Source organism: Tardiphaga sp. 285_C5_N1_2, assembly GCF_052076065.1.
GTDB classification, from domain to species: Bacteria; Pseudomonadota; Alphaproteobacteria; order Rhizobiales; family Xanthobacteraceae; genus Tardiphaga; species Tardiphaga robiniae.
This window is the reverse complement of the sequence record NZ_CP197241.1, coordinates 865,912-891,926: the sequence shown is the minus strand read 5'-3', so window position 1 is coordinate 891,926 and position 26,015 is coordinate 865,912. Positions and strand designations below refer to the sequence as shown.

General features: G+C 59.6%; 16 protein-coding genes and 3 pseudogenes. 9 read left to right on the top strand and 10 right to left on the bottom strand.

Translation table 11 applies throughout. The features are described 5' to 3' along the window. Positions 1-168 precede the first annotated feature (168 nt). Together AB7951_RS04180 and AB7951_RS04175 are read left to right on the top strand one after the other, a co-directional pair. A complete protein-coding gene (locus AB7951_RS04180; RefSeq protein ID WP_441255690.1) occupies positions 169-2,052 on the top strand; it encodes an autotransporter outer membrane beta-barrel domain-containing protein in 1,884 nt (627 codons plus the stop codon). Next, complete coding sequence (locus AB7951_RS04175) at positions 1,968-2,633, top strand: autotransporter outer membrane beta-barrel domain-containing protein (RefSeq protein ID WP_441256108.1); 666 nt, start codon at positions 1,968-1,970, stop codon at positions 2,631-2,633. Before AB7951_RS04180 ends, AB7951_RS04175 begins: the two co-directional genes overlap by 85 nt. 223 nt (positions 2,634-2,856) lie before the next feature. Here the strand turns inward: AB7951_RS04175 and AB7951_RS04170 are convergent, their stop codons facing one another. From AB7951_RS04170 to AB7951_RS04160, 3 genes are all read right to left on the bottom strand, one after another. Then, the gene (locus AB7951_RS04170) at positions 2,857-3,738 is read right to left on the bottom strand and encodes an FkbM family methyltransferase (protein ID WP_441255689.1); all 882 of its coding nucleotides are present in this window, start codon (positions 3,736-3,738) and stop codon (positions 2,857-2,859) included. 319 nt (positions 3,739-4,057) lie between these two features. Next, positions 4,058-5,239 carry an acyltransferase family protein gene (locus AB7951_RS04165; RefSeq protein ID WP_441255688.1) on the bottom strand — a complete coding sequence of 394 codons (1,182 nt, stop codon included), beginning with the start codon at positions 5,237-5,239 and terminating at the stop codon, positions 4,058-4,060. A 122-nt stretch (positions 5,240-5,361) separates the two neighbouring features. Continuing rightward, entirely contained in the window at positions 5,362-7,167 is a 1,806-nt protein-coding gene (locus AB7951_RS04160; RefSeq protein ID WP_441255687.1) for a serine aminopeptidase domain-containing protein, read from the bottom strand. A 487-nt stretch (positions 7,168-7,654) separates the two neighbouring features. Between AB7951_RS04160 and AB7951_RS04155 the strand changes: the two genes are divergently transcribed. The 5 genes from AB7951_RS04155 to AB7951_RS04135 are packed head-to-tail and all read left to right on the top strand — an operon-like array spanning position 7,655 to position 13,558. Beyond that, positions 7,655-7,900 carry an acyl carrier protein gene (locus AB7951_RS04155; protein ID WP_184511818.1) on the top strand — a complete coding sequence of 82 codons (246 nt, stop codon included), beginning with the start codon at positions 7,655-7,657 and terminating at the stop codon, positions 7,898-7,900. A gap of 31 nt (positions 7,901-7,931) precedes the next feature. Then, positions 7,932-9,113, top strand: a complete 1,182-nt coding sequence (locus AB7951_RS04150) for an acyl-CoA dehydrogenase family protein (protein ID WP_441256107.1) — start codon at positions 7,932-7,934, stop codon at positions 9,111-9,113. Positions 9,114-9,139: 26 nt separating this feature from the next. Then, complete coding sequence (locus tag AB7951_RS04145) at positions 9,140-10,048, top strand: amino acid--[acyl-carrier-protein] ligase (protein ID WP_441256106.1); 909 nt, start codon at positions 9,140-9,142, stop codon at positions 10,046-10,048. Positions 10,049-10,051: 3 nt separating this feature from the next. After that, complete coding sequence (locus AB7951_RS04140) at positions 10,052-11,044, top strand: DUF1839 family protein (RefSeq protein WP_441255686.1); 993 nt, start codon at positions 10,052-10,054, stop codon at positions 11,042-11,044. A 33-nt stretch (positions 11,045-11,077) separates the two neighbouring features. Continuing rightward, entirely contained in the window at positions 11,078-13,558 is a 2,481-nt protein-coding gene (locus AB7951_RS04135; RefSeq protein WP_441255685.1) for a glycosyl hydrolase 2 galactose-binding domain-containing protein, read from the top strand. A gap of 241 nt (positions 13,559-13,799) precedes the next feature. Here AB7951_RS04135 and AB7951_RS04130 read toward each other — a convergent pair whose 3' ends face one another. From AB7951_RS04130 to AB7951_RS04100, 7 genes and pseudogenes are all read right to left on the bottom strand, one after another. Next, positions 13,800-15,161, bottom strand: a complete 1,362-nt coding sequence (locus AB7951_RS04130) for an IS1182 family transposase (protein WP_441255684.1) — start codon at positions 15,159-15,161, stop codon at positions 13,800-13,802. Between the two features lie 125 nt (positions 15,162-15,286). Beyond that, positions 15,287-16,489 (bottom strand): response regulator, encoded by a 1,203-nt coding sequence (locus AB7951_RS04125; RefSeq protein ID WP_441255683.1) that lies wholly within the window; start codon positions 16,487-16,489, stop codon positions 15,287-15,289. A 61-nt stretch (positions 16,490-16,550) separates the two neighbouring features. Continuing rightward, positions 16,551-17,513, bottom strand: a pseudogene (locus AB7951_RS04120) (response regulator); the annotation flags it as partial. Further along, a pseudogene (locus AB7951_RS04115) lies at positions 17,509-18,618 on the bottom strand (ParB/RepB/Spo0J family partition protein); the annotation flags it as partial. The pseudogenes AB7951_RS04115 and AB7951_RS04120, both read right to left, overlap by 5 nt. Positions 18,619-19,142: 524 nt before the next feature. Beyond that, positions 19,143-19,619: pseudogene (locus AB7951_RS04110) on the bottom strand (transposase); the annotation flags it as partial. Positions 19,620-19,822: 203 nt separating this feature from the next. Then, positions 19,823-20,419: a mobile mystery protein B gene (locus tag AB7951_RS04105; protein WP_441255682.1), complete on the bottom strand. Its 597-nt coding sequence runs from the start codon at positions 20,417-20,419 to the stop codon at positions 19,823-19,825. Beyond that, on the bottom strand, positions 20,416-20,877 hold the full coding sequence (locus AB7951_RS04100) for a mobile mystery protein A (RefSeq protein ID WP_441255681.1): 462 nt from the start codon (positions 20,875-20,877) through the stop codon (positions 20,416-20,418). The genes AB7951_RS04105 and AB7951_RS04100 overlap by 4 nt, the downstream gene beginning before the upstream one ends. Before the next feature lie 276 nt (positions 20,878-21,153). Between AB7951_RS04100 and AB7951_RS04095 the strand changes: the two genes are divergently transcribed. Both AB7951_RS04095 and AB7951_RS04090 read left to right on the top strand, forming a co-directional pair. Then, complete coding sequence (locus tag AB7951_RS04095; protein WP_441255680.1) at positions 21,154-22,425, top strand: metallophosphoesterase; 1,272 nt, start codon at positions 21,154-21,156, stop codon at positions 22,423-22,425. Positions 22,426-22,427: 2 nt separating this feature from the next. Continuing rightward, positions 22,428-26,000 carry an AAA family ATPase gene (locus AB7951_RS04090; protein ID WP_441255678.1) on the top strand — a complete coding sequence of 1,191 codons (3,573 nt, stop codon included), beginning with the start codon at positions 22,428-22,430 and terminating at the stop codon, positions 25,998-26,000. The last annotated feature ends 15 nt before the right edge of the window (positions 26,001-26,015 follow it).

Genomic DNA, 26,015 nt, shown 5'->3' with positions numbered 1-26,015 from the left:
GCGCGGCGATCTCCTCCCGTCAGCAACAAAGCGCGGTGGGCCCGCTTGCTGCTCGCGAGCGTGTCGACCGCGGCCCTGACCGCTCTATCCGCCGGATCGGCATCGGCCCAGACATGGACCGGAGCTGTAAGCTCCGACTGGACCGACGGAGCGAACTGGAACAGTGGGGTGGCGCCCACCGCAGCCACCGCTGCGACCATCGACCCGGCGTCTCCAAATCCAATAGTCCTCGGCGTCAATGGTCCGGCAAGTGGCGCGACACGCAACATCTTTGTCGGTCAAAGCGGGACCTTCGCCAATCTGACGATTCAGAACGGCAGTACGCTCACCAGCATCTCACCTCTTTTTGCGATCGGGTCGGCTGGAGGAAGCGCCGGCACCGTCACCGTGACCGGAGCCGGATCGCAGTGGATTCTATCGGGTTCCGCATTGAGAATGGGCAACGGTGGGACAGGCACACTCAATATCGAGAATGGCGCGCGGGTCACCGCCCAAAACGGCCTGACGGTCGGAGTCAATGCCGGCGGCTCAGGCACGCTCACTATCAGCGGCGGCGGTACGCTGGAGACGAGCTTCCTGCGAAGGGGGACTGGCGCGGCGCAGGTGAATTTTGACAATGGCGTTTTGAAAGCGACTGCCACCAACGCAACCTTCATCAGTGGATTTTCCGGTACGTACCTCAACATCCTCGCAGGCGGAATGACGATCGACACCGCCGGCTTCACGGTTGGCACCGATGCAGCCTCGGGCTTCGCGGGGGTCGGCGGCTTGACCAAGATCGGCGCCGGCACTCTGAACCTTGCTGCCAACAGCACTTATGCCGGCCAGACCGCGATCCAGGCTGGCACCCTGGCGCTCACCGGCGCCGGTGCTATCAGCAGTTCGAGCCGCGTCGTCGCGAACGGGACGTTCGATGTCACGGGTATCACTGCGGCTGGCACAAACATTCAGAGCCTGGCGGGAAGCGGTGCGGTCGCGCTGGGCGCAAAGAATTTGGCCATCACGAATGCGAACGATCTGTTCTCCGGCGTCATCTCCGGCACCGGCGGACTAACGCTTAGCAGCGGCATGCAGATCCTTTCCGGTGTCAACACTTATACCGGTGGCACCACGGTGAGCGGCGGCACGCTCGCGGTCAACGGCAGCGTCTGCGGCGCCATGACTGTGTTGGCCGGCGGCACGCTGCAAGGCACCGGCACGGTCTGCGACACGTCGAACGCAGGCATCGTGGCGCCCGGTAACTCCATTGGAATGCTCAATGTCGCCGGCAACTACACCGGCAACGGCGGAACGCTGCAGATCGAGACGGTGCTCGGTGGCGATGCCTCGCCGACCGATCGGCTTGTCGTCACCGGCAACACCGCAGGCAGCACCAACGTGCGCGTAATCAATCTCGGCGGCAGCGGCGCGCAGACCGTCGAAGGCATCAAGGTCATCGATGTCGGCGGCGCGTCGAACGGCGCGTTCTCACTGCTCGGCAATTACGTGGTTCAGGGCCAGCAGGCCGTGGTCGGCGGCGCCTATGCCTATACGCTGCAGAAGAACGGCGTCAGCACGCCGACCGACGGCGACTGGTATCTGCGCTCCAGCCTGATCAATCCGCCGTCTGCATCGGGTCCAGCAGCGACTGCGGGCCCGCTGTATCAGCCCGGCGTTCCACTTTACGAGAATTATGCACAGGTGCTGCTCGGCATGAACGAGCTGCCGACCATGCAGCAGCGCGTCGGCAATCGCTATTGGGGCGGCAGCGATGCCATGGCGCGCGCAGGTGTCGCGGCGGCACCAGGCGACGGCTCTTCAGCGCCCACGGCGTTCTGGGGCCGCATCGAAGGCGGCCAATCTGATTTGCAGCCCTCCACCACCACAGGCTCGACCTATAAGACCGACCAGCTGAAAGTGCAGGCGGGCCTCGACGGTCTGCTGATGGAGAACGAGCGCGGTCGGCTGATCGTCGGCCTCACCGGGCAATATGGCCTGACAACCGCCAATATCGCATCGGCCTTCGGCAATGGCCGGATCCGCGTCGAAGGTCGGGTGTCGGCGGCACGCTGACATGGTTCGGCGACAACGGCTTCTATGTCGACGGCCAGGCGCAATCGATGTTCTACCGCAGCGATCTCTCCTCGGTGCTGGCCGGAACCATGACGCATGGCAACGAAGGCGTGGGCTATGCCTTCAGCGCTGAAACCGGCAAGCGGTTCTTCGTCGGCAACGGCTGGTCGCTGACGCCGCAGGCGCAGCTGTCCTATTCAAAGGCCGAGTTCGATCGCTTCACCGATCGGTTCGGCGCCCCGGTGTCGCTGCGCGACGGCGACAGCCTGCTCGGCCGCGCCGGACTTGCGCTCAACCACCAGAAGACCTGGAACGACGGCGCGGGCATCGTGCGCTCGGATATCTATGGCATCGGCAACCTGGGCTACGAGTTCCTCGACGGCACCCGTGTCGATGTCGCCGGCACCGGCTTCGCCAGTGCGCAAGACCGGCTGTGGGGCAGCATCGGCGGCGGCGGCACCTATAGCTGGGCCAACGGCCGCTACGCCGTGTTCGGCGAAGTCTCCTATAGCGCGAGCCTTGAAGACGCGGCGGCGAACCGCAGCTACAAGGGCACTGGCGGCTTCCGCGCCACTTGGTGAACGGGCGCGCCGTCCACGTAACTTATGCCTGGACACTAGCTTTCTGTCGGATCGTTGGATCCAGCTCGCAGTGTCGCCTTGAACCGGAATGCTTGTGCGAAAATCGCTTTCAATTCACGAGCGTCGTCCTAGGGACTGGAATCGCCGTGTTCGTCGTCAGCAATCCGTGAAGGGCGATGCCGAGCCGTCAACGACCGGGGTCGGCACCGGATCCAGGCCACCTTCAGATAAGGCGATCGCCAACCCGGAACGCATTTGCCTTGCGGACCTTCTCACTTATCCTCGCCACGTCCCGCACATAGATTGTATTGAACTTATCCATACCCGTTGTCGGTTCGAGTACGCGCGTAAATCCATCGTATTTCGCTGTGACAAAACCGTTGCTGAGAATCGTGTTGTGCATTGCGCGATCGTCGAGATTGTAGTCGGAGGCCAGCCCGAGCGTCTCAACGATGATGATCTCAAGCTTCGGATCAGCAAGAAGCCGTTTCGCTCCCGCGATTACCGCGGGTTCAAATCCCTCCACATCGATAACCAGCATGTTCGGAGTCTCCGGGAACACGTCGTCAAGTGCTCGGACGGGAATTGATAACCCCGAGCCATCCAGGACGATCCGGTCGTTTCCCCCGCGGTCGGTGGAGAAATTCAGATCGGAAGCCTCCCTTCCCGCCCCCATGTTGAGCGTGGTCACCAGGTTCGACACCTCATTGATCGCCACATTGTCGCGCAGAGCTTTGAATGTCGACGGCACCGGTTCCATAGCGATCACGCGCGCTTTTGCTACGCTGCTTGCGGCAATCGAAAGTGCGCCGATATTGGCGCCGACGTCCCCCAACAGATCGCCTTCCCCGAGGAAGTGAAGCGCGAGCGAGACTTCTTCGACCTCAGGCAAGCCGAAGTAATAGTTCACCGCAGCACCCGGCATCTGTTTGGAGATAATAAGCCGGGAATCTCCGACGAAGGGCAAAACGATGGGCTGCTGAATGGCGCGGCTGGCAACTTGCCATCGCATGAACCTTAAGAACGTACGACGTTTATTCTCGCGCGCCAGCGGATGGCGGTTTGCGAAGCGTGACAAATGGTAGAGATCGGCCAGATTTCCCATAAAGCATGCCTTCTGAAGATTGCCTGATACCAAACATGGACTGCAGTGCAGGATATTGAGGGAGCAAATGGCGACGCCCATCCCTCGGAAGCCGTAAAACTCCCGAAGTATTTCCAACTTTAATCTAATCGTCAGTTCCGCAGCATTTGCCTCAGCCGCCAACGAGGACCGAACAGCTATTATCGGTACTTGTCTACAGCAATCGCGGGGAGTTCAGATTAACGTAAACGGTCTCTAGGAGACCGCCATCTCTCACCTAGAGCCTCCCAACGATCGCGGACAGTATGCTGTATCAGGCGCGAAGACAGGGACGCAGTCTTCAATTTGACGGCGCCCCTGTAGGTAACGCTTCGACGACGGGGCTCTCCGCAGGCTGGCCCGGCGCTCCGCCAAATTTTTCCTTGAAGGATGATAGCGGGCTCTCGAGAGCAAAATACGAGAGAACAGAAAGTGCAAGGGTAATGGCGAAGGCGAGGACAACCTGCGCCAGTGGCGCTTTATTGCCGCTTAGCGCACCGTCGTTCAGGCCCAAAAAGAACAACACCGGGAGATGGACAACGTACATCGCGTAGGAGATGTGGCCGAAGCCGCGCAAGATCGGCATCGACAGAAACGCGGTCAGCCCACGCTTCACGACACCATCGTCGAAAACCATCGTACTGACGAACGATACACTGATCATCGCGTAGGCCGCCAGAGCCAATGTCCAATACGCCGCTTGGGAGGTGATGATGTCAGTGCTCCGGCCTACCCGATCGGCAATCAGCAGCAAGATCGCGACCGCCAGAAACAGCACGCAATGCCGTCCACGCAGCGAGCGTTTTTCAAACTCGCGAACTGCTAACCAACCGCCAAGCGATAGTGACAGCATGCGTGTAAAGATCGACATGTAAACGAGATCGCCGGACAAAACGTTATCCCGGCCACCATAACCTGCAGCGATCACGAGGCCACTGACGATTGCAAGAGCGGGAACCACGCGCCCCGTAACAACGCTCAACAGGCGCTGCGGCACCAACAGGACCAATAGCGGCCAAAAGAAATAAAACTGCTCCTCGACGGAGAGCGACCAGGTTTGTTCGAGCGGATGCGGCGCAGGATTAAACGGGTGGTAAAAATTAAATGTGTAGGTCAGCAGACTGAGCGTATCCCACGGCCCAAAATGAAAAACGAAGTAGCAAGAGACCACGGCAATGTAATAGACCGGAACAATTCGCAGTGCGCGGCGAGCGTAAAAATTAAAGAACGAAATGCGGCCGGTCTTGGCGCGTTCCCGCAGCAATAGCCGGGTAATAAAGAAGCCACTGACGGCGAAGAAAATGTCCAGCACCACATAAGCTGCCCGGGGCGCCTGATTGAGCTTCCAGGCCATGTTATACATGTCACTGTCAACCACTTGCGGTAAGTGGCTGAAGACGACAACTAGCACTGCCACGCCACGAAAGCCGTCAAACGCCGGAAATTGTGCCAGCCGTTTTGAGCTGACCTCTGGGTCAGACATAATGGCCCTCCTCCACAAGTTCGATAGGGTTAAGCTTCGTCAATTGCACGTAGACAAACGACATGGACACGTTTCCATGAGGATCCTCGAGTCCGAGGATACTGCGAAGCATTCGACAAACGTTAGTGGCGCAAGAGAGATCTCGAGGCGAACCTGAAAGCCAGACGGTGCTGTTCGCGGGATGGCGGTGACGAAGGTGCCGAGAGCACGTCGCACAACGCGTTCGTTAGTCGCGTGCGCGCCGCCGAATGGGTGAAATCGTGGTCGGCATCAGGGATTATCGAAACCGAAGCCTTCGGATAGCGGCGTAGCCGCGCGCCTCTTCTTCCCATATACGTGCGGAGTTCGCCCAGCGCGTGATCTCCTTCCGAAAACAACATCGCTAGACGAACGCCGCGACTTTCGAGAATTTGGAAACGGCGGTGACCCTCGCTGTAGAGCTTCTGGCCGGCCCGGCCCGGGATGTGGCTGACTATCAATGAGACAGTTCGAACAAGGCGTTTGGAGAAAAAGAGAACCGGAGCTCTGACGCGCAAATTGCCTGACAGCAGTCGTCTCAAGCTTCGCTTGCTAAACAACATCGCAACGGACCCGCCGATGGTTCGATGGGCCGATAACAAGGCTTCAGCGACGGTTTCCCGTGGGTCCCAGACAAAACGCATGATATTGATGGCGACGACATTGCGAACGCGCACATCTTGCACCGCTGCCTGGAATGCGGCGTAAGCACCACTGCAGCGTCCTACCAAGGCGATCGGGCCGGCATCGAGCTTCTCTACATAGTCGATCGCGTGACGCAGGTCAGCAGTTTGCTCTTCCGAATAAAGTACTTCGGCCGGCGCGCCTGCCGACGCCGCACTGTCGCCTATACCGCCGGCGTCGGTTCTCAACGAAGCGATCCCGCGCTCCGCGAGGGCGCGAGCCTGCTCCACTGCCGCGCGACCCCAGCCGATATGATAGTCGCGCCCCGAATTGGCGAGCACTGCGATAGCTGAAGGCCTTCGACCGAGCGGCCGACAGAGGACTCCGAAGAGCCGCTCGTCTGGCCCAAACCGAACCGGTAACTCGTCATAGTGAGGTCCGACGATTGGCCGCGCGGGACCTACCACTTTGGCAGGGCAGTCGGTGCCCGTGGTTGGAGAATGCCCGAGATTGTCGATCCATGACGCGATACGTGTCAGCGTGCCGAGCTGTGGACCAGCCAAACTTGGATTTTGCAGGATATTTTCATACCCCTCGTAGTCGATGGACGAAACATTGGCTCCGAGCGTCTTCAGGTGGTTGCCGATTGAGCTGTCGCGGGACATTTGACTGCGCTCAACCAAAAGGACCCGTGCGGCGGGAGGCTCAGTTCTCCGAGTGAGATCGATAGTTTTGATGGCTTCGGCACGCCCGCTCGCCAGAGGAATACCAGCGACGCTATAGCCGTTGTCGGAAGGGTCGGGTTCGATACCAATCCGATCGGTCAGCATGCGCGACCAGGCCTGAAGTTCACGAAGATAGACGCGGCCTTTGACGACCGGCGCCATCAGGACCGTTGCTGCAACGTCGGATAATTCGGCTCCGAGTTGGGCGGCCAGACTAGCGCCAAGCCCTTGTCCAACCAGAACGAGTTCAGTGCCTGGATTGTATTCCCGCAAGAATGCAACGCACCGACGGGCAGCAACAAACCAGTCGGAGAGGCCTTCGGGTTCACCAACGAGATCGATAGCATCTGCTGTGCCGGGATAATCGAATCTGAGGCATGCATGACCTGCGGCGGCAATATACTCGGCCAAAGCCCCCCATGTGGCGCGGGCACACAATTCCTCATATCCGATCGGCGCGAGCAACAACACCGCCTTGCGTCCGCATCGATCAGCGCTGCCGGCGTGATAGAAGCCGCCGAAAGTATCAAACGTTACAGGTGCGCCATATCGGGATGTCATGATCTTGAGACTATCACAGCTTTCCGTTCGTCAACCGAATGGCGTCAACAGATCGATATTGTCGCTGCTAAGCAGCCGCCTTGGCACACGGTAATTTCTTTAACTCAGGGGCGACGAAGGTGTCATTCGATATCGCGTTCCATCATTAACGTCCCGGCGCGTTACGTTGCCGCCGATAGTTAACTATTTGCTAATCGCGGCTGGTTATCTCGCGCGATCGACTGAACCCGCTGATCCTAATATCGACGCCGTTGCTCGAAGCCACCCGACCAATAATCGCGACCACAGTAATCGGCGTCAGATTATCGAAATCGTCCATTTTGCGTGATTATATCTTCATTTCGTTAAGCTTGACGCCGGAACGTTCTTTTGCATTTGAGGCTTATTACGATCCTCTCCACCTTTGATTGATATCTCGTCCATATCACTATGAGCCGCTCGCGTCCCTGGCGAAGCGATGGACTTTTTGTAGCGTTGGAGAAACTTCATGCGTGACCGTGTCCGCACCATTGTCGGATCGCTGAACCTGCTTCCCGTTCCGGTCGATGGCTTATCCGACCAGGACAATCTGTTCGATGCGGGCATGACATCGTTCGGTTCGGTTCAGCTGATGATGGCCATCGAGGAAGAATTCGATATCGAATTTCCCAACAGCCTGCTGACTCGCAAAACATTCGCCACGCTTGGTGGGTTGATTGCTGCTGTCGAGCAGCTCGTCTCTGAGAAAGTCTAGGGTCATGATCCCGAACGCGGTGAAGCAAGGCATTGACGTGCCCGAAGCCGTGTCCTGGCGTGACGCGATGCGGCGGGTTGCCATCGAGGTTGCTTCGCCAAATGCTGCTCTTGCGGACCTAACCGCGACGTTTCCGGCGCAGACATTCGAAGCCCTTCGTCGTAACAAGATGCTCGGCTTGATGGTACCTAGAAGCCTTGGTGGCCAGGAATTGGAATTGCGCAAGATTGCCAATCTTTGCGCAATTCTCGCGGGCGCGTGCGGCGCCAGCGGCATGATTTACGCCATGCATCAGATCAAGCTATCGAGCCTGGTCGCCCATGGGATGCAAACCGAATATCATCGCGGGCTCATGCGCGATGTAGCTGTCAAGCAGCTGCTGATCGCGTCGTCGACCACGGAGGCTGGTATCGGCGGCGATCTGCGGATATCGAATTGCGCGATCGAGACGATGGGTGATCGGGTTTCGCTGACAAAGCAGGCAAGTGTCCTGTCTTATGCCGCGGAAGCCGATATCATCATGGCGACCGCGCGACGCGGTCCGGCGTCGATCGGGTCCGATCAGGTCCTGATCGCACTGCGGCGTGGCGACTATCAACTTAAGCGCACCGCTGAGTGGAACACGCTCGGCATGCGCGCCACCTGCTCCGAGGGTTTCCTGCTGACGGCAACGGCCGGAGCCGATCAGATCTTTCCGAAACCGTTCCACGAGATCGCAGTGCAATCAATGCTGGCCACCGCGCATGTGCTGTGGGCGAGCGTCTGGTTCGGGATCGCGACCGATGCTTTGTCGCGCGCGCATGCCTCGGTTCGAGCAACGGCGCGGCGCGTGCCGTCCGATTTCGCGGGGCCGCTCCCAGGCGCGGCTCGACTGGCCGAGGCCACCGCCAAATTGCAGACGTTCAAGTCCACGCTCGTCGCCCATATTGAGCGGTTCGAGACGGCCAAGCGCAACGAAGACGATCTCAGCTCGATCAATTTCGCGATCGAAATGAACAATCTCAAGGTCATGGCTTCGACCATGGCCGTCGACATCGTACGTGAATCGCTGATGGTGACGGGCATCGCCGGCTACCGCAACGACGGTCCATTCTCGGTCGGCCGCCATCTCAGGGATGTGCTGTCGGCGCCGCTGATGGTGGCTAACGATCGCATCCTCGCCAACACCGCTGGCCTCGTGGTCGCGAGCCGATTTGACTCAGATCTGGAGTGATAGCGATGAACGCGCCTGTTAAAGCCGTGCAAAGTCCGGAAGCATTTCTCGACGCCCTGTTCGACGAGTCGATCCTGATCAGGACCGGCGTCGATGGCGTCTATGGCCGCGCCGGTGTGTTCGAAGAGGTCATCGACGGGTTCGAAGCCGCGGTGACGAAAATAGCGGTCGGCGATCAGGCGACGCGGATTCATTTTCCGCCGGGCATGCCGCGCAAGAATCTTGTGAAAGCCGGTTACCTGAAGAGCTTTCCGCAATTGGCCGGCTGCGTTCACTCTTTCATGGGCGATAACGCCGACCATGCCAAGCTCGTCGGCATGATCGAGCGGGGCGAAGACTGGACCGAGATGCAGGATGCGACGGAAGTCGCGCTGACGCCGGCTGCCTGCTACCCGCTGTATCCCACTGTCGCGGCGGAAGGTCCGGTGCCGGAAGGCGGTCGGCTGTTCGATCTCAAGTCATACTGCTTCCGCCATGAGCCCTCGAAGGATCCGGCGCGGATGCAGCTGTTCCGGATGCGCGAATTCGTCCGCATCGGCACGGCCGACGAAGTGACGTCTTTCCGGGCCACCTGGCTCGAGCGCGGCGAAAAGCTTATCGCTTCGTTGGGTCTGCCTTGCGTTATCGATGTGGCCAACGATCCCTTCTTCGGGCGCACCGGCCGCGTCATGGCGTCGAGCCAGCGCGACCAAGGTCTGAAATTTGAGTTGCTGATCCCGGTCGCCAGCGATGAAAATCCGACCGCGTGTCTGTCATTCAATTATCATCAGAACCATTTCGGCAGCTTGTGGGGCATGCATTTCGCAGACGGCGAAGTCGCACATTCGGCCTGCGTCGGCTTCGGCCTGGAGCGGACGGCGCTGGCGCTGTTCCGTCACCACGGCACAAAGGTCGACGCGTGGCCCGCGGATGTCCGTCGCGTGCTGTGGGGCTAGGCCTTGCAAACCGCCTGCGCCATCGATGGACTGGATCCCGCAACCTATGTTCGTCACGGGCTGCATAATCCTGCGCGCAACTGGCCCGAGACGAACTGCTACGTCGATCTGCTGATCGAAGTACTGGCCCGACGCGGGCATGATCCCCGGGCGGCGCTGGCTTTCACGGTCGCGCAGGATTACGAGGGCGACCAGTTCACGTTTTTCAAGATCCCGGCCGCCGATCTCGCGCTGTTGTACGGCGTCGAGATTCTGGAGCTCGCGATCTTCGATCAGCTGGAAGATCACGCGCGCGTGCAGTTGACGCGGGGCCGTCTGCCGCTGATCGAGGTCGATTCTTACTACCTGCCGGATACCCGCGGCATCACCTATCGTCACAGTCACAGCAAAACGACCATCGGCGTCAACGTCCTGGATTCGGTCGACCGCCGGCTCGATTACTTTCACAATGGCGGATACTTCCGTCTCGAAGGCGAAGACTTCGAGGCGCTGTTGCGGCCTGTGCGTGACAACGGCCTGCCGCTTTTCCCTTACGTCGAATTCATCAAGTTCGGTCCGGCGTCTTCTGCCCATAGGCAGATCGAGATGTCTCGCACATTGCTGGCGCAGCACCTGCGTCGCCGTCCGGCGCGGAATCCATTTACTGCATGGGGCGACGTGATCGGTGCCGACATCGGCCGGCTGATTGAACGGCCTCCTGAGTGGTTTCACACCTACGCCTTCAGTACATTACGTCAGGCCGGTGCGAATTTCGAACTGCTCGCGACCTATCTGGCGTGGTTGCAGGAGCACGGTGACCCGGCGCTGGAGCGCGCCAGGCTGGCCGCGGAGGCGATCGCCGGCGGCACCAAGATCATGCAGTTTCAATTCGCCCGTGCCTCAGCCCGCGGCAAGGTTCCGGATGTGGCGGATGCCATCCGCCAGCTCGCGACCGACTACGATATCGCCCTCGACAGTCTCATGAACGGTTTCGCGGTTCGCGGCGCCGCGGCATGATTTCTCTGTGACCTGATCGGCCTGTTGATTGCCATGACCGACATCCGCGCCATGACGGGACGCAAGGTTCAGTCGCTCGACCGTGGCTGGGAACTGGCGCTGTCGCTCCCTCAGGCATGGCAAGAGCCCAGCGGGTTGAGTGAAGCCGTCTGGTTGCCCGCGATCGTCCCTGGAACGGTCTCGGGCGCGCTGCGGGCGCTCGGGCAATGGAGCCTCATTGACCCTCAGCCGCTGCACGACAAGGACGTCTGGTACCGGCTCCAGATCAGTGGAAACGGCAAGCGCAAGCTGCGGTTCGAGGGGCTCGCGACATTCGCCGAGGTTTTCCTCGATGGCAGACTCATCCTGACCGGGAGCTCGATGTTCGAGCCGTATGAGGCCGAGATTGTGCTCGGCGGTAAGCATTGGATGCATATCGCCTTCCGGAGCCTCCGCGGCGCGCTGGCAGGAACGAAAGGCCCCCGGCCACGCTGGAAGACGATGATGATCGAGGAGCCACGACTGCGGTTCCTGCGCACCACGCTGATCGGGCACATGCCCGGATGGTGCCCTCCCGTCGATGTGGCCGGCCCATACCGGTCTGTGCTGCTGATCGAAGAGGGAATTGTTCGCGCCGACAATCTCGATCTGCGCAGCCGGCTCGACGACACCGAAGGCGTTCTGACGCTCGCGCTCGATCTGTCGGGAGTGGCCAAAGGCGTGACGCCGGTCCTGCACTGCGCCGGGGCGGAGGCGCTGCTGAGGCCGCTCGATACGGACGCGCCGCCGGCCGGTGCAGCGCGTTGGCAGGGCACACTGCGGATCCCCGATGTGGAGCTGTGGTGGCCTCACACCCATGGTAGCCCGACGCTCCATGCGGTGACCATCGACATCGGTGCCGTCCGGATCGATGTCGGCGAGGTTGGATTTCGCCGGATCGCGGTCGACCGCGGGCCGGACGGACATGGCTTCACCCTGCATGTCAACGGCGTCCGCATTTTCTGCCGCGGCGCATGCTGGACGCCGATCGACGTGGTCAGCCTGCAGGCATCCGAGGCGGACTACGCGCGGGACCTTGGCCTGGTGCAAGGTGCTGGCCTCAACATGGTCCGTCTCAGCGGGACCATGGTCTATGAGACCCCGTGTTTCCACCGCCTCTGCGACCGGCTCGGCATCATGGTCTGGCAGGACGTCATGATGGCCAATTTTGATTACCCGTCGGATGTGGCCTTTGCTGAAGTCATCCGCAGCGAAATCACGACAGTCGTTAGCCGCTTGAGTGCGTCGCCATCATTGGTCGTGATATCAGGCGGCAGTGAGGTTGGTCAGCAGGCTGCGATGATGGGCCTGCCCCGCCAGATGCGCGACGTACCACTGGCGGAAACCGTCATTCCCGAAGTTTTGGCGGGCTGGTGTGACGTCGCCTATGTGCCGGGTTCGCCGTCCGGCGGCGTGCTGCCCTTCGTAGCTGAAGCGGGCCCGTCGCATTATTACGGCGTTGGCGCATATTTGCGGCCCCTCGACGATGCGCGCCGCGCCAATGTCCGCTTTGCCTCCGAGTGTCTCGCTTTCGCCAACCTGCCCGACGATCGTCACTTCGCTGACCATCGGCTCGATCCTGTCAGCAATCCGGAACGCTGGCTCGCCGGGGTCCCGCGCGACGGAGGCGCGTCTTGGGATTTCGACGATGTGCGCGAGCATTATCTTCTGGCGCTGTGGAACGAAGACGGCCGCAGCCTGCGCTCCAGCGAACCCGGGCGCTGGCGCCAGCTATCGCGCGCGATCACAGCCGAGGTCATCGAACGGACGATCGACGAATGGCGCCGCCCGGCCTCCACCACCGCTGGCGCGCTGATATGGCTGTGGCGCGACCTGCAGCCCGGCGCAGGCTGGGGCCTGCTGGATTGCTACGGCCGCCCGAAATCGGCCTTCTACGCACTGCGCCGCGCCTCGCTGCCACTGCGCTTGTCGATCACTGACGAAGGCACCAACGGGCTCTACCTGCATCTCGTCAATGACACGCCGCGGGCCGCCGCGGGCAAACTGACCTTGCGTTGCCTGAGAGACGGCAAGACGCCGGTGATCGAAGCGGTGCGCAATGTGACCATCGCGCCGCATGCCGGGCTTTCAATCGGAGCGTTCGAGATATTCGACCGGTTCTTCGACGCCGGTCACTGCTATCGCTTTGGGCCAGCGGCGCATGACACCGTGCATGCAACGTTCGCAGCCGAGGACTCCGATCAAGCTCGAGAGGCCTTTCATTTTCTTTGCTCCCCGACGTCGGCGATTGACCAGACGATTGGCGCAGTGCTTGGTGAAGACGCCGCCGGTTTCTTTCTCGACCTGCAAGCCGCCACGACGACGCGCTTCATTGAAATCGCGGACAACGAATTCCTGCCCGACGACAATTACTTCCACATGGCATTTGGGCATCGCAAGATCGTGCGTCTGGCACCGCCCCGGCATTCGTCTGATAATCTGCGCCCATCGGGACGGGTCTCTGCGCTCACTCTGAGAGGTGACGTCAAATACTGACTAGGGCAGCGATCCGCTAATTCTTACAGCGGCTTTTACGCAACCACCCATACCGACATTCTCATCGCAGACCGCTCCGGAAGACTTTCTGAACGCCGTGCTCGAGTTCATTCTCGATCTGGAAAACGCGGCCGGAAGGGATCCCGTCGATTGGCGGCTTTGCGCCGATTGTGTTGAAGAAGTCGGCGATGTGATTGCTGCCGTGCGCACAGGGATGCGGCGCGCATGGGTCTGTCCCTGCTCAGGCGGGCATTGGAGCAGGCACCGGGATCAGCTTCGCCAGCTTCCGAAGGTTCTGGGCCGTGGCGGCGAGCAGGAACTCGTCTTGAGCACCGCAAGGGCCTCTCAAACGAAGCCGATCGAGGCGCAGGATGCGCTTCAGATGCGCGAACAGCATCTCGATCTTTTTGCGTTCCCGCCGCGACGTGACATAGGCCTCCGTCCTGGCGATCCCGCGCGCCACGTCCCGAGCGCTCTCGTAGATCGAACGCGGCACCTTGCGGGCTGGCATTTTCGGACAGCACTGTGGCTTCAACTCGCAGATGTCGCAGTCACGTTTGCTGGCGCGATAGAGAAGCGTCGCGCCGTCATTCACTAGCGTCCCGGTTGAAGCCAGCACCTTGCCGGCCGGACAAAGATAGATGTCGGCTTCCGGTTCGTAGGCAAAGGCGTCCCGGGCGAACGTCCCATCCTCGCGAGCCGACTTGTCGAACACAGGGATGTGCGGCTCGATCGCGTGATCGTCGACCGGCCAACCCAGCATCTCGGCCGATCCGTAAGCGCTATCGGCAGCCAGACGCTGGGGATGGATGCCGAAGCACTCCCCAGTGCGTTCGATCATCGTGCGGGCCGCACCGACCTCGGCCTGTCGAATGGCGCGTGTTGCCTCAACATCGACGATGACCGCAGCCTTTAGATCGATGAGGTAATTGTCGGCATAGGCAAAGAAAGCATGACCTTTGTGAGCCCCGGTCCATTGCGCCGCCGGATCGGATCGGGAGATGAACTTCGGTACCGTCTCGCTCGCCGCGCCCCAGGCCGCCTCGTCCAGCGTGTCGAGGTATTCGCGGACGGATCGCCGCGTCCGGGCAAGCGCTTCCCAGTCATGGCTGTCGGTCCCCGCGGTTGAACGCTGCTTGTTGGCGTCGGCAGCGATCAGGCTGGCATCGACGGCGAAGGCTGTTCCCTCGACCAGTCCCTCTGCCATGCAGCGCCGCACCACCGTCTCGAACAGCTTGCGCAGCAGATCGCAGTCACGGAAGCGACCGTGTCTGTTCTTTGAGAAGATCGAGTGATCCGGCACCTCTCCGTCGAGGCCAAGCCGGCAGAACCACCGATAGGCAAGATTGAGGTGGACCTCTTCGCACAACCGGCGCTCCGATCGGATGCCGTAGCAGTAGCCTGCCAGCAGCATACGGACGAGCAGCTCAGGATCAATCGATGGTCGTCCGGTCGAACTGTAGAATGGCGCCAGTTCGCTCCGAACGACCGAAAGATCGACGAACCGATCGATCTTCCTCAGCATGTGAGACCATGGTACATGCTGCTCCAGCGAGAACTCGTAGAACAGAGCCGCCTGATCAGTCTGCTGTGGACCCATCATCGATTCAGTCTCCGCCGATACCGAGATTGAATCAGCGATGGCGCTCCGCTTCAACGGGGGAGTTTTTTCAACGCAATCCGCCAGAAGCGGTCATTCGGGGATCTGCAATAGCAATTAGCCTTAGATCATCGCTCCTCTTCCAACACCCTCCTGAGCGGACTTACATAGCTCCAGATCAGTCCGCTGGCGGCATAGTCGAGGGTTGTCCGGCCGCCGAGCCCCATCTCAATCATTCTCGTCACGACGGTGGTGCCGAAGCCGCGATGCGCGGGCGCCTTCACCTCAGGGCCGCCGCGCTCCTCCCACCGGATATGAAAGCCTTGATCCGTCTTTTCATAGTCGGCTGCCCATGTGATCTCGATCGCGCCATGATCCGTCGAAAGCGCGCCATATTTGACCGCGTTGGTCGACAGTTCATGGACGGCCATCCCGATCGACTGTGCAGCGGAAGGCGAAAGTTGCAATGACGGTCCTTCGACGGCGATCCGGCTTTGAACGAGGTCGCCAAAATGCGCAAGCTGACCGCGAACGAGCTCCAGCACTCCGATGCTCCGCCATTGATTCTCGACGAGCAGATCCTGATTGACGGCCAGCGCCTGCACTCTGTTCGAAAAATTTCGAACGAAATCCGGGCCACTCGAATAGGCCGTCTGTTGCGCAACAGCCAATACGACGCTCAGAAGATTCTTCGAGCGATGATTGACTTCGTTCATCAGAAGGCGATTCAGACGTTCCGCCTGCATAATCGCTTCCGTCCGCTCGGCGACGCGTTGTTCCAGCGTGTCGTTCAATTCGCTCAATTGCGCCTGGATGAAACGCCGTTCAGCGACTTCGGCAGACAATGCGCGGTTAGCGCTCTCAAGCTGGCGCTGTTTGAGATGCAATTCAACAAGGACGCTTACTTTTGAACGCAAGATCGAGGGATTGATGGGCTTGAGCAGGTAGTCGACGGCGCCGTTGTCATAGCCTTCAATGACGTGCTCGTCTTCATTGTAGAACGCGGTGAGGAAGATGATCGGGATCTCGGCGGTCTTCTTGCGCTCCTTGATCATCTGGGCGAGTTCAAAACCGGTGACGCCGGGCATCTGCACATCAAGGATCAGCACCGCAAACTCTTCCCGCAGCAACGCCAGAAGCGCATCCTGGGCGGATCCTCCCTTGACCAGACGATATCTCGGATCGGTTAGGACGGTTTCGAGGACGGTCAGATTTTTGGGCTCGTCATCGACGATCAGGATATTGACGACGTCGAGGGCGGCAGCCACCGGCCGTGGCGCACCCACTTGGCTCACGGATTGACGATCGCCAGAAAGCTCCGGAACGCTCATCCTTTTGCTCCGACAGAGGTTCCGCAGACCAAGACTCGTTCACCTGCAAGGCCGACCGCACTCATCGGTAAAGCCACACGCGCATGAGGGACAGAAGCTGGTCGGTGTTGACAGGTTTGGAGATGTAATCGCTTGCACCGGCCTCGAGACATTTCTCCCGGTCGCCCTTCATCGCCTTGGCGGTGAGCGCCAAAATAGGCAGGGTTCGAAACTCTGGAAGGCTCCGTATATGCCGGATCGTCTCGTATCCGTCCATCTCCGGCATCATGATGTCCATCAGAACCAGGCTAATATCCGGCGTGGTGCGAATGAGCTCGATGGCGTCCCGGCCTTTGGTGGTGCTGAGCACGTCGACGTCGTGATTTTCCAGCAGCGACGTGAGCGCGAAAATGTTGCGCGCGTCGTCGTCGACAACCAACACCTTGCGGCCACGGAGAATCTCCATCGAACCGTGCAGCCGTTCGAGCATGGCCTGCTTCTCTTTGGGCAGATCGGTGATCACGCGATGGAGAAACAGCGCCGTTTCATCCAGTAGCCGCTCGGGCGACTGCACGTCCTTCAGCACGATGCTCTTGGCCATAGCCCGTAGCTGCGCCTGTTCCTTCGCGCTCAGATCCTTGCCGGTGAAAACCACCACGGGCACCTTCGACAGAGCCGCATCTGCGTGCAGCTTCTCCAGGAGTTCGAAACCCGTCATGTCCGGCAGCCGCAAATCGAGCACCACGCAGTCAAACGGATGATCCTGCATCGCGCGCAGTGCATCCACACCGGTCGCGGCCGTCACCAGTTCGATGTCCTTGTCGTTCAGAAGCTCCACGATCGACTTCCGCTCGATGTCGTCATCCTCGACGACCAGTAACCGCTTGGTGCGCGGCGCTGTGAATTTCTTCAGCCGGTCGAAGGCCATTTCAAGGCCGTCTGTGGTCGGCTCCTTGACCAGATAGGCGAAGGCGCCATGTGACAGCCCGTGCTGGCGCTCCTCATCGAGCGTGATGATCTGCACCGGAATATGGCGCGTGACCGGAACGCGCGACGTCATCGGGATCATAGGCCTGACGCTTCGCCTCAAGCCGCTCGATCTCGGCTTCAAGCTCGCCGAAACGCGCATCGACATCGTCGGGCAATTCCTCGGCACTCTCATACTGCTCCGTCAAGCTGTCGAACTCAGCCTGTACGGCATCCAAGGCGGCTTGATCTTCCGCCGACAGGTCCACCGGCTGCGGATAGGTCCGGCGCAGCCCGTGACTGTGGGGATAGTCGAGATGGACTTGCGCCCACTTCCAGCCCTCAGCCTCCTGCAAGGCGGTCGCTTCACGCCCCAACTTCGCCATCACAAGCAGGTCGAGAAGGGCCACATCCTCGAAATAGCCGCCCCGATCTTCGGTGAAGAGATCACGGAGGATTGTGCCGCCCACCTCGGTATAGGCTTCTGCGCCGACAAAGATCGCACGGCGATCCGTGGCGGCGACGTGGGTTTCCGTGAGCATGCGGCGGATCGTGCTGGCATCGCGATTATAGGATAGCTGCTCATAGACCGCTTCCTGCCGGGCATGGTCTTCGGTGATCGCAAAGGCCATCAACTGGTCCAGCGCGAGATCGCCGTCGCGATAGATTTGCATCAGCTTGGGCGACACCGCACCCAAGCGCAGGCGCTGCCGCACCACATGCGGCGTGACGCCGAACCGAGCGGCGATTTCCTCCGCACCGAACCCACGTTCTTCCACCAGCTTCTTGAACGCTTCGAACTGGTCGGCGGGATGCATGTTCTCGCGCGTGACGTTCTCATCGAGGCTGATTTCGAAGGCGTCGTTCGCGGTGTCGATGACGCAGCGGATCGGCTCCGTCTTCTTGATCTCCTTGCGCTTGACGCGCAGAAGCTGCGCCAGCCTGCGGCCTTCGCCAATGGTGACGAAATAGAACCCGGTTGCCGCACCGTCTGCGTCCAGCTCCGGCTCGACGACAAGATTTTGCAGGATGCCCTTCGCGGCGATGCTGGCCGCATAGGCCTCAATCGACGCTTCACTGTGCGGCGTCTTGCGGGCGTTGTTCGGGGATTTCTTGAGCTTGTTGAGCGGAATAAAAATTTCCGTCCCGCTCGCCGTGACGATTTCAACATTCTTGGCAGACATGGTCGTTCTCCTTTCGGGGGTGGGGTGCAAGCGCAGCGCTGCGCTGCACCCCTGCCCGTCGGCGAGACCGGGGTAGCAAGGGCAAGGGCGGCCGGGGCGGAGGGGGATCACCCGGCCTGCACAAGCGGATTCGGATGGTGGTAGCTGTCTGGTCTTGACGTCCGCGCGGAAGGTTGGGGAGACCGCCGCGGCCGGTCCCGGATCTTCTGGGACTTCACCCTTGCCCGCGCGGGGGCGGAGCCCTTCCATGTCCTTTTTCAAGTAAAAAGACGTGAGAGAGGCTTCGCCATGCCGAAGGCGTGGCGACAAAGGCGGGTCTCTTGTCCCTGTTGGGTCGGGGGCGGAAGCGCCGATGGCGACGGTCGATCAATCTTCCATTCGCGGGTTGGATACCGCATGAACGCTTTTCGTCGCGGCCTACCTCTCACTTAGTCCGGGCGTCGGATTGAACCGGCCCACGGGGCTCTCGAGGGTTGCCTGACCTTGCGCTCCGCCCCCGGCCGAACAGGTCGGCGGATTTACGCCTAAGCCACCCCCGGCCTCACGACATGGCCGATCGCCCAGATAAAGCCGCTGAGTTCGCGTGCTATCGCAGTAACCACGACAGTGGGCTTCTTGCCTGCGGCGGCAAGCTTGCGATAGCGACCGCAGAGGCGCACCTGGGCCTTCCACGCAATGTCCCGCACAGGCTTCGGTTGGCGCTCCACAATATCGATCTTGGCCAAGGCGACGCGCGGCTGGTAGCGATAGCTCCAGGCGGCTTCCACCAACATGCGGCGCGCCTCGCTATTGCCAGCCCGCGTGATCCCGCCGCGCCGGATGCGGCTGCCGCTCGATTGTTCAGATGGTACCAGGCCGAGATAAGCCATGAGCTGGCGAGGCGACTCGAAGCGCCCGAGATCGCCCACTGCGGCCACGAAGATCACGGATGATATGAGGTCAATACCGCGGACGGCCCGCAACGCCTGAACCAACGGCGCCATCGACCATTCTGTCAGCATTGCGGATGGTCATTGCACCGAACGTCGAAACGCGTCTGAGGCTGTTAAAACTTCGGAATTTATCTATCATCGCTTCGTTGCTCTTATAATAGCAGCGCTGTTTCACCGTGCAGAATGGTTCTCATTCTCGTTAGCTACATCATGAATCTTCGATTTTTCGCTTCAAAACAACCGCCAGGAAAGCAAATCAATATTTGCGCAGATCACGACCGCGCGAATGCGAGCAGCGGATTGATGTCATGTCCATCCGCTGCTTGCAGGGCGGCGACATATTGGGCGCGCAGTGCGCCCACATCAGCGAGACTTCCGCCGCCCCAGCTGAATGAGTCTCCGCCGAGATTTTCAATCAGCAAGTCCGCCAACAGCCGCGCATGGCGACCATTGCCGTTCGGAAACGGATGGATGGATACAAGCCGGTGATGAAGTCTTATCGCAATTTCATCCGATGGATAGGTGCGGTGCTCGACCCAATGGCACACATCGCTCAACAGTTCCGGCGTTACTGCGGGAATCCTGTACGCATCAATGCCGATATTGCGCTCGGTCTGTCTGTAGGTGCCCGCCCATTTCCAGACCTCGCCGAACATCCGTTTGTGGAGCATTCTTGCAAAATTGTCATTCAGCAGGTCGATCGGCTCCCTCACACGGCGCCTGCGTGCCCACACAGCGGCCTTGACGATGTTCTCCTGTTCCGCCTCGTTGAGATCGCTCCTGATCGTAATCCAGCTTTGCAACAGCCCGTCCCGCTCGCTAGGTTCGAGCGGCGTTGCATCTTCGGGTTCCTGAAAGAGGTCCGTCATCGCTCTTGCCAGAGGTCGCGTTCTTTCAACACGTCGCTGATATAGGCATTGATGCGTGCCTCTAGATCGGCGTCGCCGGTGCCTTGAGCTTCCAGTTTCATCGTGTGGGCAACGCGGCCGAGATCGCGCATTGCTATTTTTCGCGCGCGTGCATCAATCACACCTGTGAGCGATGTATTCGGCACGAGCGCGTAGACGAGCGTGCAATCGAGTGCTTCCGCGACACGACGCAGTGTTTTTAGTTGAATTGCGCCCTCCGCTTCCGACTTCTCAAGAGCTTCGACGCTTTGGGGCCGGATGCCGAGCCGCTTTGCAAACTGAACGCCGGTCATGCCAAGCGCGTCCCGGATCGCCCTAGTCCATCCCTTTGGTGGCGCGCGAAAGCGATCCTCCGGCTTGAGGTACAGCAGGCGCTCATCGAGCCGCTGCCGGGCGCGTTGACGAACATCATTTTTCATAGCATGGCCTGATTTTATTATTTGAATATCAGTCTGTAGGCTTATACCACATTAATCAGTCATACTGCAGCCTGATAAATAATGATTGAAATCAGGCTACGACATGATTCTGGACGTTTATTGATCCAGCCCGTTCCCTTTCTGTTCGAACGCATGCTAGTTTTCGCGGAATCCGCTACTAGCCTCCATCGGATCAACTGCACATTGCAATTCGCGGATTGCGAATCTACGGCTCGGTCCATCGGAAAACTTTACCGCCATCTTAGGGGATAGGCATTGTCCAGTTTTCGTTTCCTGCATACCGGGGATATTCACCTCGACAGCCCACTTAAGGGTCTGGCCGGCCAAGAAGGACCGGCAGCGGAACTCATTCGCACGGCGACACGTCAGGCACTCGCAAATTTGGTGGATACAGCACTCAAGGAAGAGGTTTCCTTCGTCATCATCGCGGGTGACCTCTATGACGGCGACTGGCGCGATTATCAGACCGGACTGTATTTCGTCAGGCAGATGGGCCGCCTCGCAGCTGCGCAAATCCCGGTTTACCTGATTTACGGCAACCATGATGCCGAAAGCCAGATTACACGCCGCCTAGTCCCGCCTGACAACGTGAAGGTGTTCTCGTCGCGCAAGGCGCAGACGTTCACGATCGACAATCTTGGCGTTGCGCTTCACGGCCAGAGCTTCAAACAACGGGACGTAAGCGACAACCTTGTGCCGGCCTACCCGCAGCCGTTGCCAGGTCTGTTCAACATAGGGCTATTGCATACTGGCCTTGGCGGCATGGGCGGTCATTTGAATTATGCGCCGTGCACCATGGATGACCTCATCAACAAGGGATACGACTACTGGGCACTCGCGCATGTCCACCAAGCTACTATCCTTCATCGCGAGCCATACGTCGTCTTTTGCGGCAATCTTCAGGGACGGCATATTCGTGAAACCGGGCCGAAAGGCGCGTCGCTTGTGTCCGTGCGGGACGGCCAGATCGAAGACATCGCGTCGATCCATGCGGACGTTGTACGCTGGGCGCTTATTCGGGTTTCCGCAGAAGGTAGCCATCATGCTTCGGATCTCGTCGATCGCATCCGGGCGGCCATCGTACATGCAGTACAGAACGATGCCGAAGGACGCTTGCTCGCATGCCGCATTGAACTGACCGGAACGACAGAACTTCACGGTCAGTTGTTGTCATCGATCGAGCAGATCACTGCCGAAGCACGGTCCTCAGCTCTATCGCTTGGCGAGGAAGCCGCCTGGATCGAGCGCGTCGTGATCAAGACCGAACCCGTCAGCAATCCCGCAGGAGCTTTGCGCGCCGACGCGCTGGGCGATTTGCAGCAGATCATTGAACAGGCGTCAGCCGATTCTCAACTGGTCGAGCAAATGGAAACCGCGCTCGGCGAATTGGTCAGGAAGCTGCCTCATGAGCTTCGCGCTGAGCTTGAAGATGGTGCGCTCAAAGACGTTTCTGATGGCAACTACAAGAGCCTGATGGATCGCATCGGCCGCGACCTTACAACGCGGCTTGCAGTGGAAGGGATGTAACGATGCGTATCCGCCGCCTCGATTTGCTCCGATATGGCCATTTTACCGATACCGACTTTCAGCTTCCAGCTGCTCAGTCGGATTTTCATGTTGTCTACGGCCCGAACGAGGCTGGAAAGTCCACTGCACTCTCGGCTATCGAAGATCTTCTTTTCGGCATACCGTACAATTCCACCCGTAACTTCCTTCACGACTATAATTCGATGCGGGTGGGAGCTTTGTTGGAAAACGGCGCAGACACATTGGAAGTGCGGCGCCGCAAAGGAAATCGCGACACGCTTCTCGACAAGAGCGGCACACCTCTCCCTGCGGGTGATGCCGCACTCGCAGGCATGCTCGCGGGGGCCGATAAAGCGTTTTTCACGAGAATGTTCTGTCTTGATCATGAACGCCTGAAAACCGGCGGACAGGAAATCCTTCAAGCCCAGGATGATGTCGGACAGATGCTGTTCTCAGCTGGCGCCGGAATTGTCGGTTTGCGGGATCGTCGCAAGGCGATTGATGAAGAGGCCGATACGCTATGGGCCAGCCGCCGCGCCGCGCACAGAAAATACTATCAGGCTGACGACAAGCTGAAGGCCGCAGATGCTGCTCTACGAGAACATACCGTCACGGCGGCCAAGTGGCAGGAGCTGAAAACCGCGCTCGAAGACGCGAATGCCGCTTACGGCGGCGTCGAAGGCACCATTGAGGGTAAATCGGCCGAGCTGCGTAAACTCAATCGCATTCGTCGCGTGTTTCGAGATGCTCGCAAACGCGCACAGCTTGCCGCCGACATCGAAGCTTTGGGAGCCGCGCTTCTTCTGCCCGAAGGGGCGAACGCCGCGCTGGACGAAGCGATCAAAGATGACGGGACCGCAAACACCCGCATCGAAACGCTGACGGAAGAAATCGAGAAGCTGCAGAAGGAACGCTCTGCGCTTTCTTATGAAGAACCGCTATTGATGCGGGCGGACGACATCGCTCGGCTGCACGAGCGTCGGATTCAAATACGCCTCGGCAGGACCGACCTGCCCAAACGCCGCACTGAATTGACAATCGCGGAGGCCCATTTGGCGCGGCTTGCGTCTGAACTCGAATGGGACCTGGACGACAGCGCAGCGATCATGCGCCGTATTCCAACACGGCCCAAGCTGACAAGCGCACGCTCGTTGTTGAATTTGAGGGGTGAACTGACTTCTGCGGTTGATGGTGCCAAAACGGCTGTCGCAGAAGCCAAGGATAAAGCGTCTGACTTGGCGCGCGAATTAGACGAAGCCGCTGTGACGGTCGATATTTCTACGCTGGGTGCCGCTATTAAGGCGTGCCGAGAAGCGGGAGACATTAGCAGCAGAATTGCCGCTGCCGACCGCGAAGCGAAAGATGCGGTTGCCGCGTGCGACCGGCTTTTGAAGGCTCTGCATCCGTCGGCAGAAACGGTGGACCGACTTCTAACTATGACGGTGCCCCATAAGGATGCTGTCCAGTCTCACCGCGATACTCTCCGTGATTTCGAACGCCGCAAGCAATCCTGCGACGAACGCGTCCGTTCCGCGGAACAAGAGCTTGCCCGGCATAACAAGGCCTATACCCGGATTGCCACGAGGGAACATGCTGTTCCGGCCGAGGAGCTCGAAAAATTACGCGAACGCCGCGACCTCGGCTGGTCGATCATCCGGCGAAAATATGTCGAGCAGGCACCCGTTCCGGACGCTGAAATTCATGGATATCAACACGGGGACACGTTGTCGAACGCCTATGAAGGGGCGATCAAACAAGTCGATGAGGCCGCCAACAGACGTTACGAGAAGGCCGAGGCTACGGCCCGTCTGGCTGAGATTTCCCGTCAGGTTGCCGAACAGCAGGAACTTCTGGTCATGCTGCGCGCTGAGAATGATGCTCTCGTCGCAGAACAGGAAAAACACGAAGGTGTTTGGCTGGCCCTCTGGAACAACGCGGGCCTGTCGCCGCTATCGCCGGATGAGATGCTTGTCTGGATCGATATACGCATCCAGATCGTTCAATCCGCTGACAGGGGAGTTGCAGCCGAGAGCCAAGCTTCAGCGCATCGCTCCGAAGAGGAAAGCTACAAAGCGCATCTGTCCAAGGAGCTCGGCATCCTTGGCGCAGAAACGGGCACATATGCTTCCAAGCCGCTGCGCATCTTGATCGAGCTCGCTGCCGAGACACACAAACGATACGAGAAAGAGTCCGAAGACAGGCGGTCTCTTGAAGCCTCCATCAAGAAGGCCAACGCCGACACTGAACGTAAGCGAAATTCTCTTCAGGCTGCGGAGACCCGGTTCTCCGAATGGCACGAGCAATCTGTAGCGGCACTCATCGCACTAGCACTCAACCCTGCATCCGCAGCAGAAAGCCTTGTCACCCAGCTCAATGTCTTCGACGACATGCGCGAGGTCGCCGCAAAAATCACCGAGCTGCAGCAGGAACGCATCGAAAAAATCGAACGCGACATAGCGGCGTATGAACTGGAGGTGAGCGATCTGGTTCAGGCCATCGCTACGCCATTGTCGGACATGGACCCCGACGACGCCGTTCTCGAACTGGAACGTCGTGTAGAAGATGCTACCCGTGTTCGCCAGCTTATCGCCGATAAGGAGACCGCATTAACCGCGCAGCAACGGAAAGTCGACGAGTGCCATCAGTCTCGCGTCGGAGCCCGCCGCATCATCGATGAATTGCAGGAGGCCGCCGCGGTAAGCACTGTTGAAGCCCTGCGCATCGCGATCAGCCGCTCGGATCAAATGCGAAACTTGCGCCGGGAACTTGATGCCGCCACAGATGCGCTTGTCAGCGATGGTGACGGGCTTTCTGTCGCGGAACTTACAGACGAATGTGCGACTGCCAATCCGGACCAGCTTGCCGCGCGCGAAGAAACCATCGGGCAAGAGCTTGGATCCTTACGCGAACGACTGATGGAGGCGCGGCAATCCGAGATCGCAGCACGCCATGCATTCGAAGCCATCGGCGGTGACGACGGCGCGGCCCGTGCCGCTGCGGACCGGCAATCCGCTCTCGCTGAAATGAAGGAAATCGCCGAGCAATATGTCAGGCTTCGGTCGTCGGCTCTTCTGCTTCAATGGGCTATCGACCGCTACCGCCGTGACAAACAGGCCCCTCTTCTGCGGCGCGCCGGTGAATTGTTCTCAATTCTGACCGGCAATTCCTTTACGGACCTTCAGCTGGAATTCGACCAGAATGATAATGCGCGTCTCGCAGGTATGCGTCATGACGGCAAAAGCGTCTCAGTAACGGGGATGAGCACCGGCAGCGCAGACCAGCTCTATCTGGCGCTACGCGTGGCCGCCATTGAAGACTATCTCGATCACGCTCCACCGCTACCATTCATCGCCGACGACCTCTTCATCAATTTCGACGATGACCGCGCTGCTGCAGGCTTCCGCGTTCTGGGCGAACTCGCCCGAAAAACGCAGGTTCTCTTCTTTACGCATCATGAGCATCTGATTGACGTTGCCAATAGAGCGCTTGGAGCCAAGGTTTCTGCGATCAGGCTGCCCGGTCAGATCTTTGCTGCCGAGCGGAACGCGCCTCTTGCCGCTGTTGCTTCAGGCTGAAATTCCGACAGCTCC

Bases quoted from the DNA above. Each gene is read 5' to 3' on its own strand.
- AB7951_RS04100 (WP_441255681.1), bottom strand. From the start codon at position 20,877: ATGAAAAATGATGTTCGTCAACGCGCCCGGCAGCGGCTCGATGAGCGC.
- AB7951_RS04165 (WP_441255688.1), bottom strand. From the start codon at position 5,239: ATGTCTGACCCAGAGGTCAGCTCAAAACGGCTGGCACAATTTCCGGCG.
- AB7951_RS04125 (WP_441255683.1), bottom strand. From the start codon at position 16,489: ATGAGCGTTCCGGAGCTTTCTGGCGATCGTCAATCCGTGAGCCAAGTG.
- AB7951_RS04090 (WP_441255678.1), top strand. From the start codon at position 22,428: ATGCGTATCCGCCGCCTCGATTTGCTCCGATATGGCCATTTTACCGAT.
- AB7951_RS04155 (WP_184511818.1), top strand. From the start codon at position 7,655: ATGCGTGACCGTGTCCGCACCATTGTCGGATCGCTGAACCTGCTTCCC.
- AB7951_RS04130 (WP_441255684.1), bottom strand. From the start codon at position 15,161: ATGATGGGTCCACAGCAGACTGATCAGGCGGCTCTGTTCTACGAGTTC.
- AB7951_RS04170 (WP_441255689.1), bottom strand. From the start codon at position 3,738: ATGGGAAATCTGGCCGATCTCTACCATTTGTCACGCTTCGCAAACCGC.
- AB7951_RS04105 (WP_441255682.1), bottom strand. From the start codon at position 20,419: ATGACGGACCTCTTTCAGGAACCCGAAGATGCAACGCCGCTCGAACCT.
- AB7951_RS04160 (WP_441255687.1), bottom strand. From the start codon at position 7,167: ATGACATCCCGATATGGCGCACCTGTAACGTTTGATACTTTCGGCGGC.
- AB7951_RS04135 (WP_441255685.1), top strand. From the start codon at position 11,078: ATGACCGACATCCGCGCCATGACGGGACGCAAGGTTCAGTCGCTCGAC.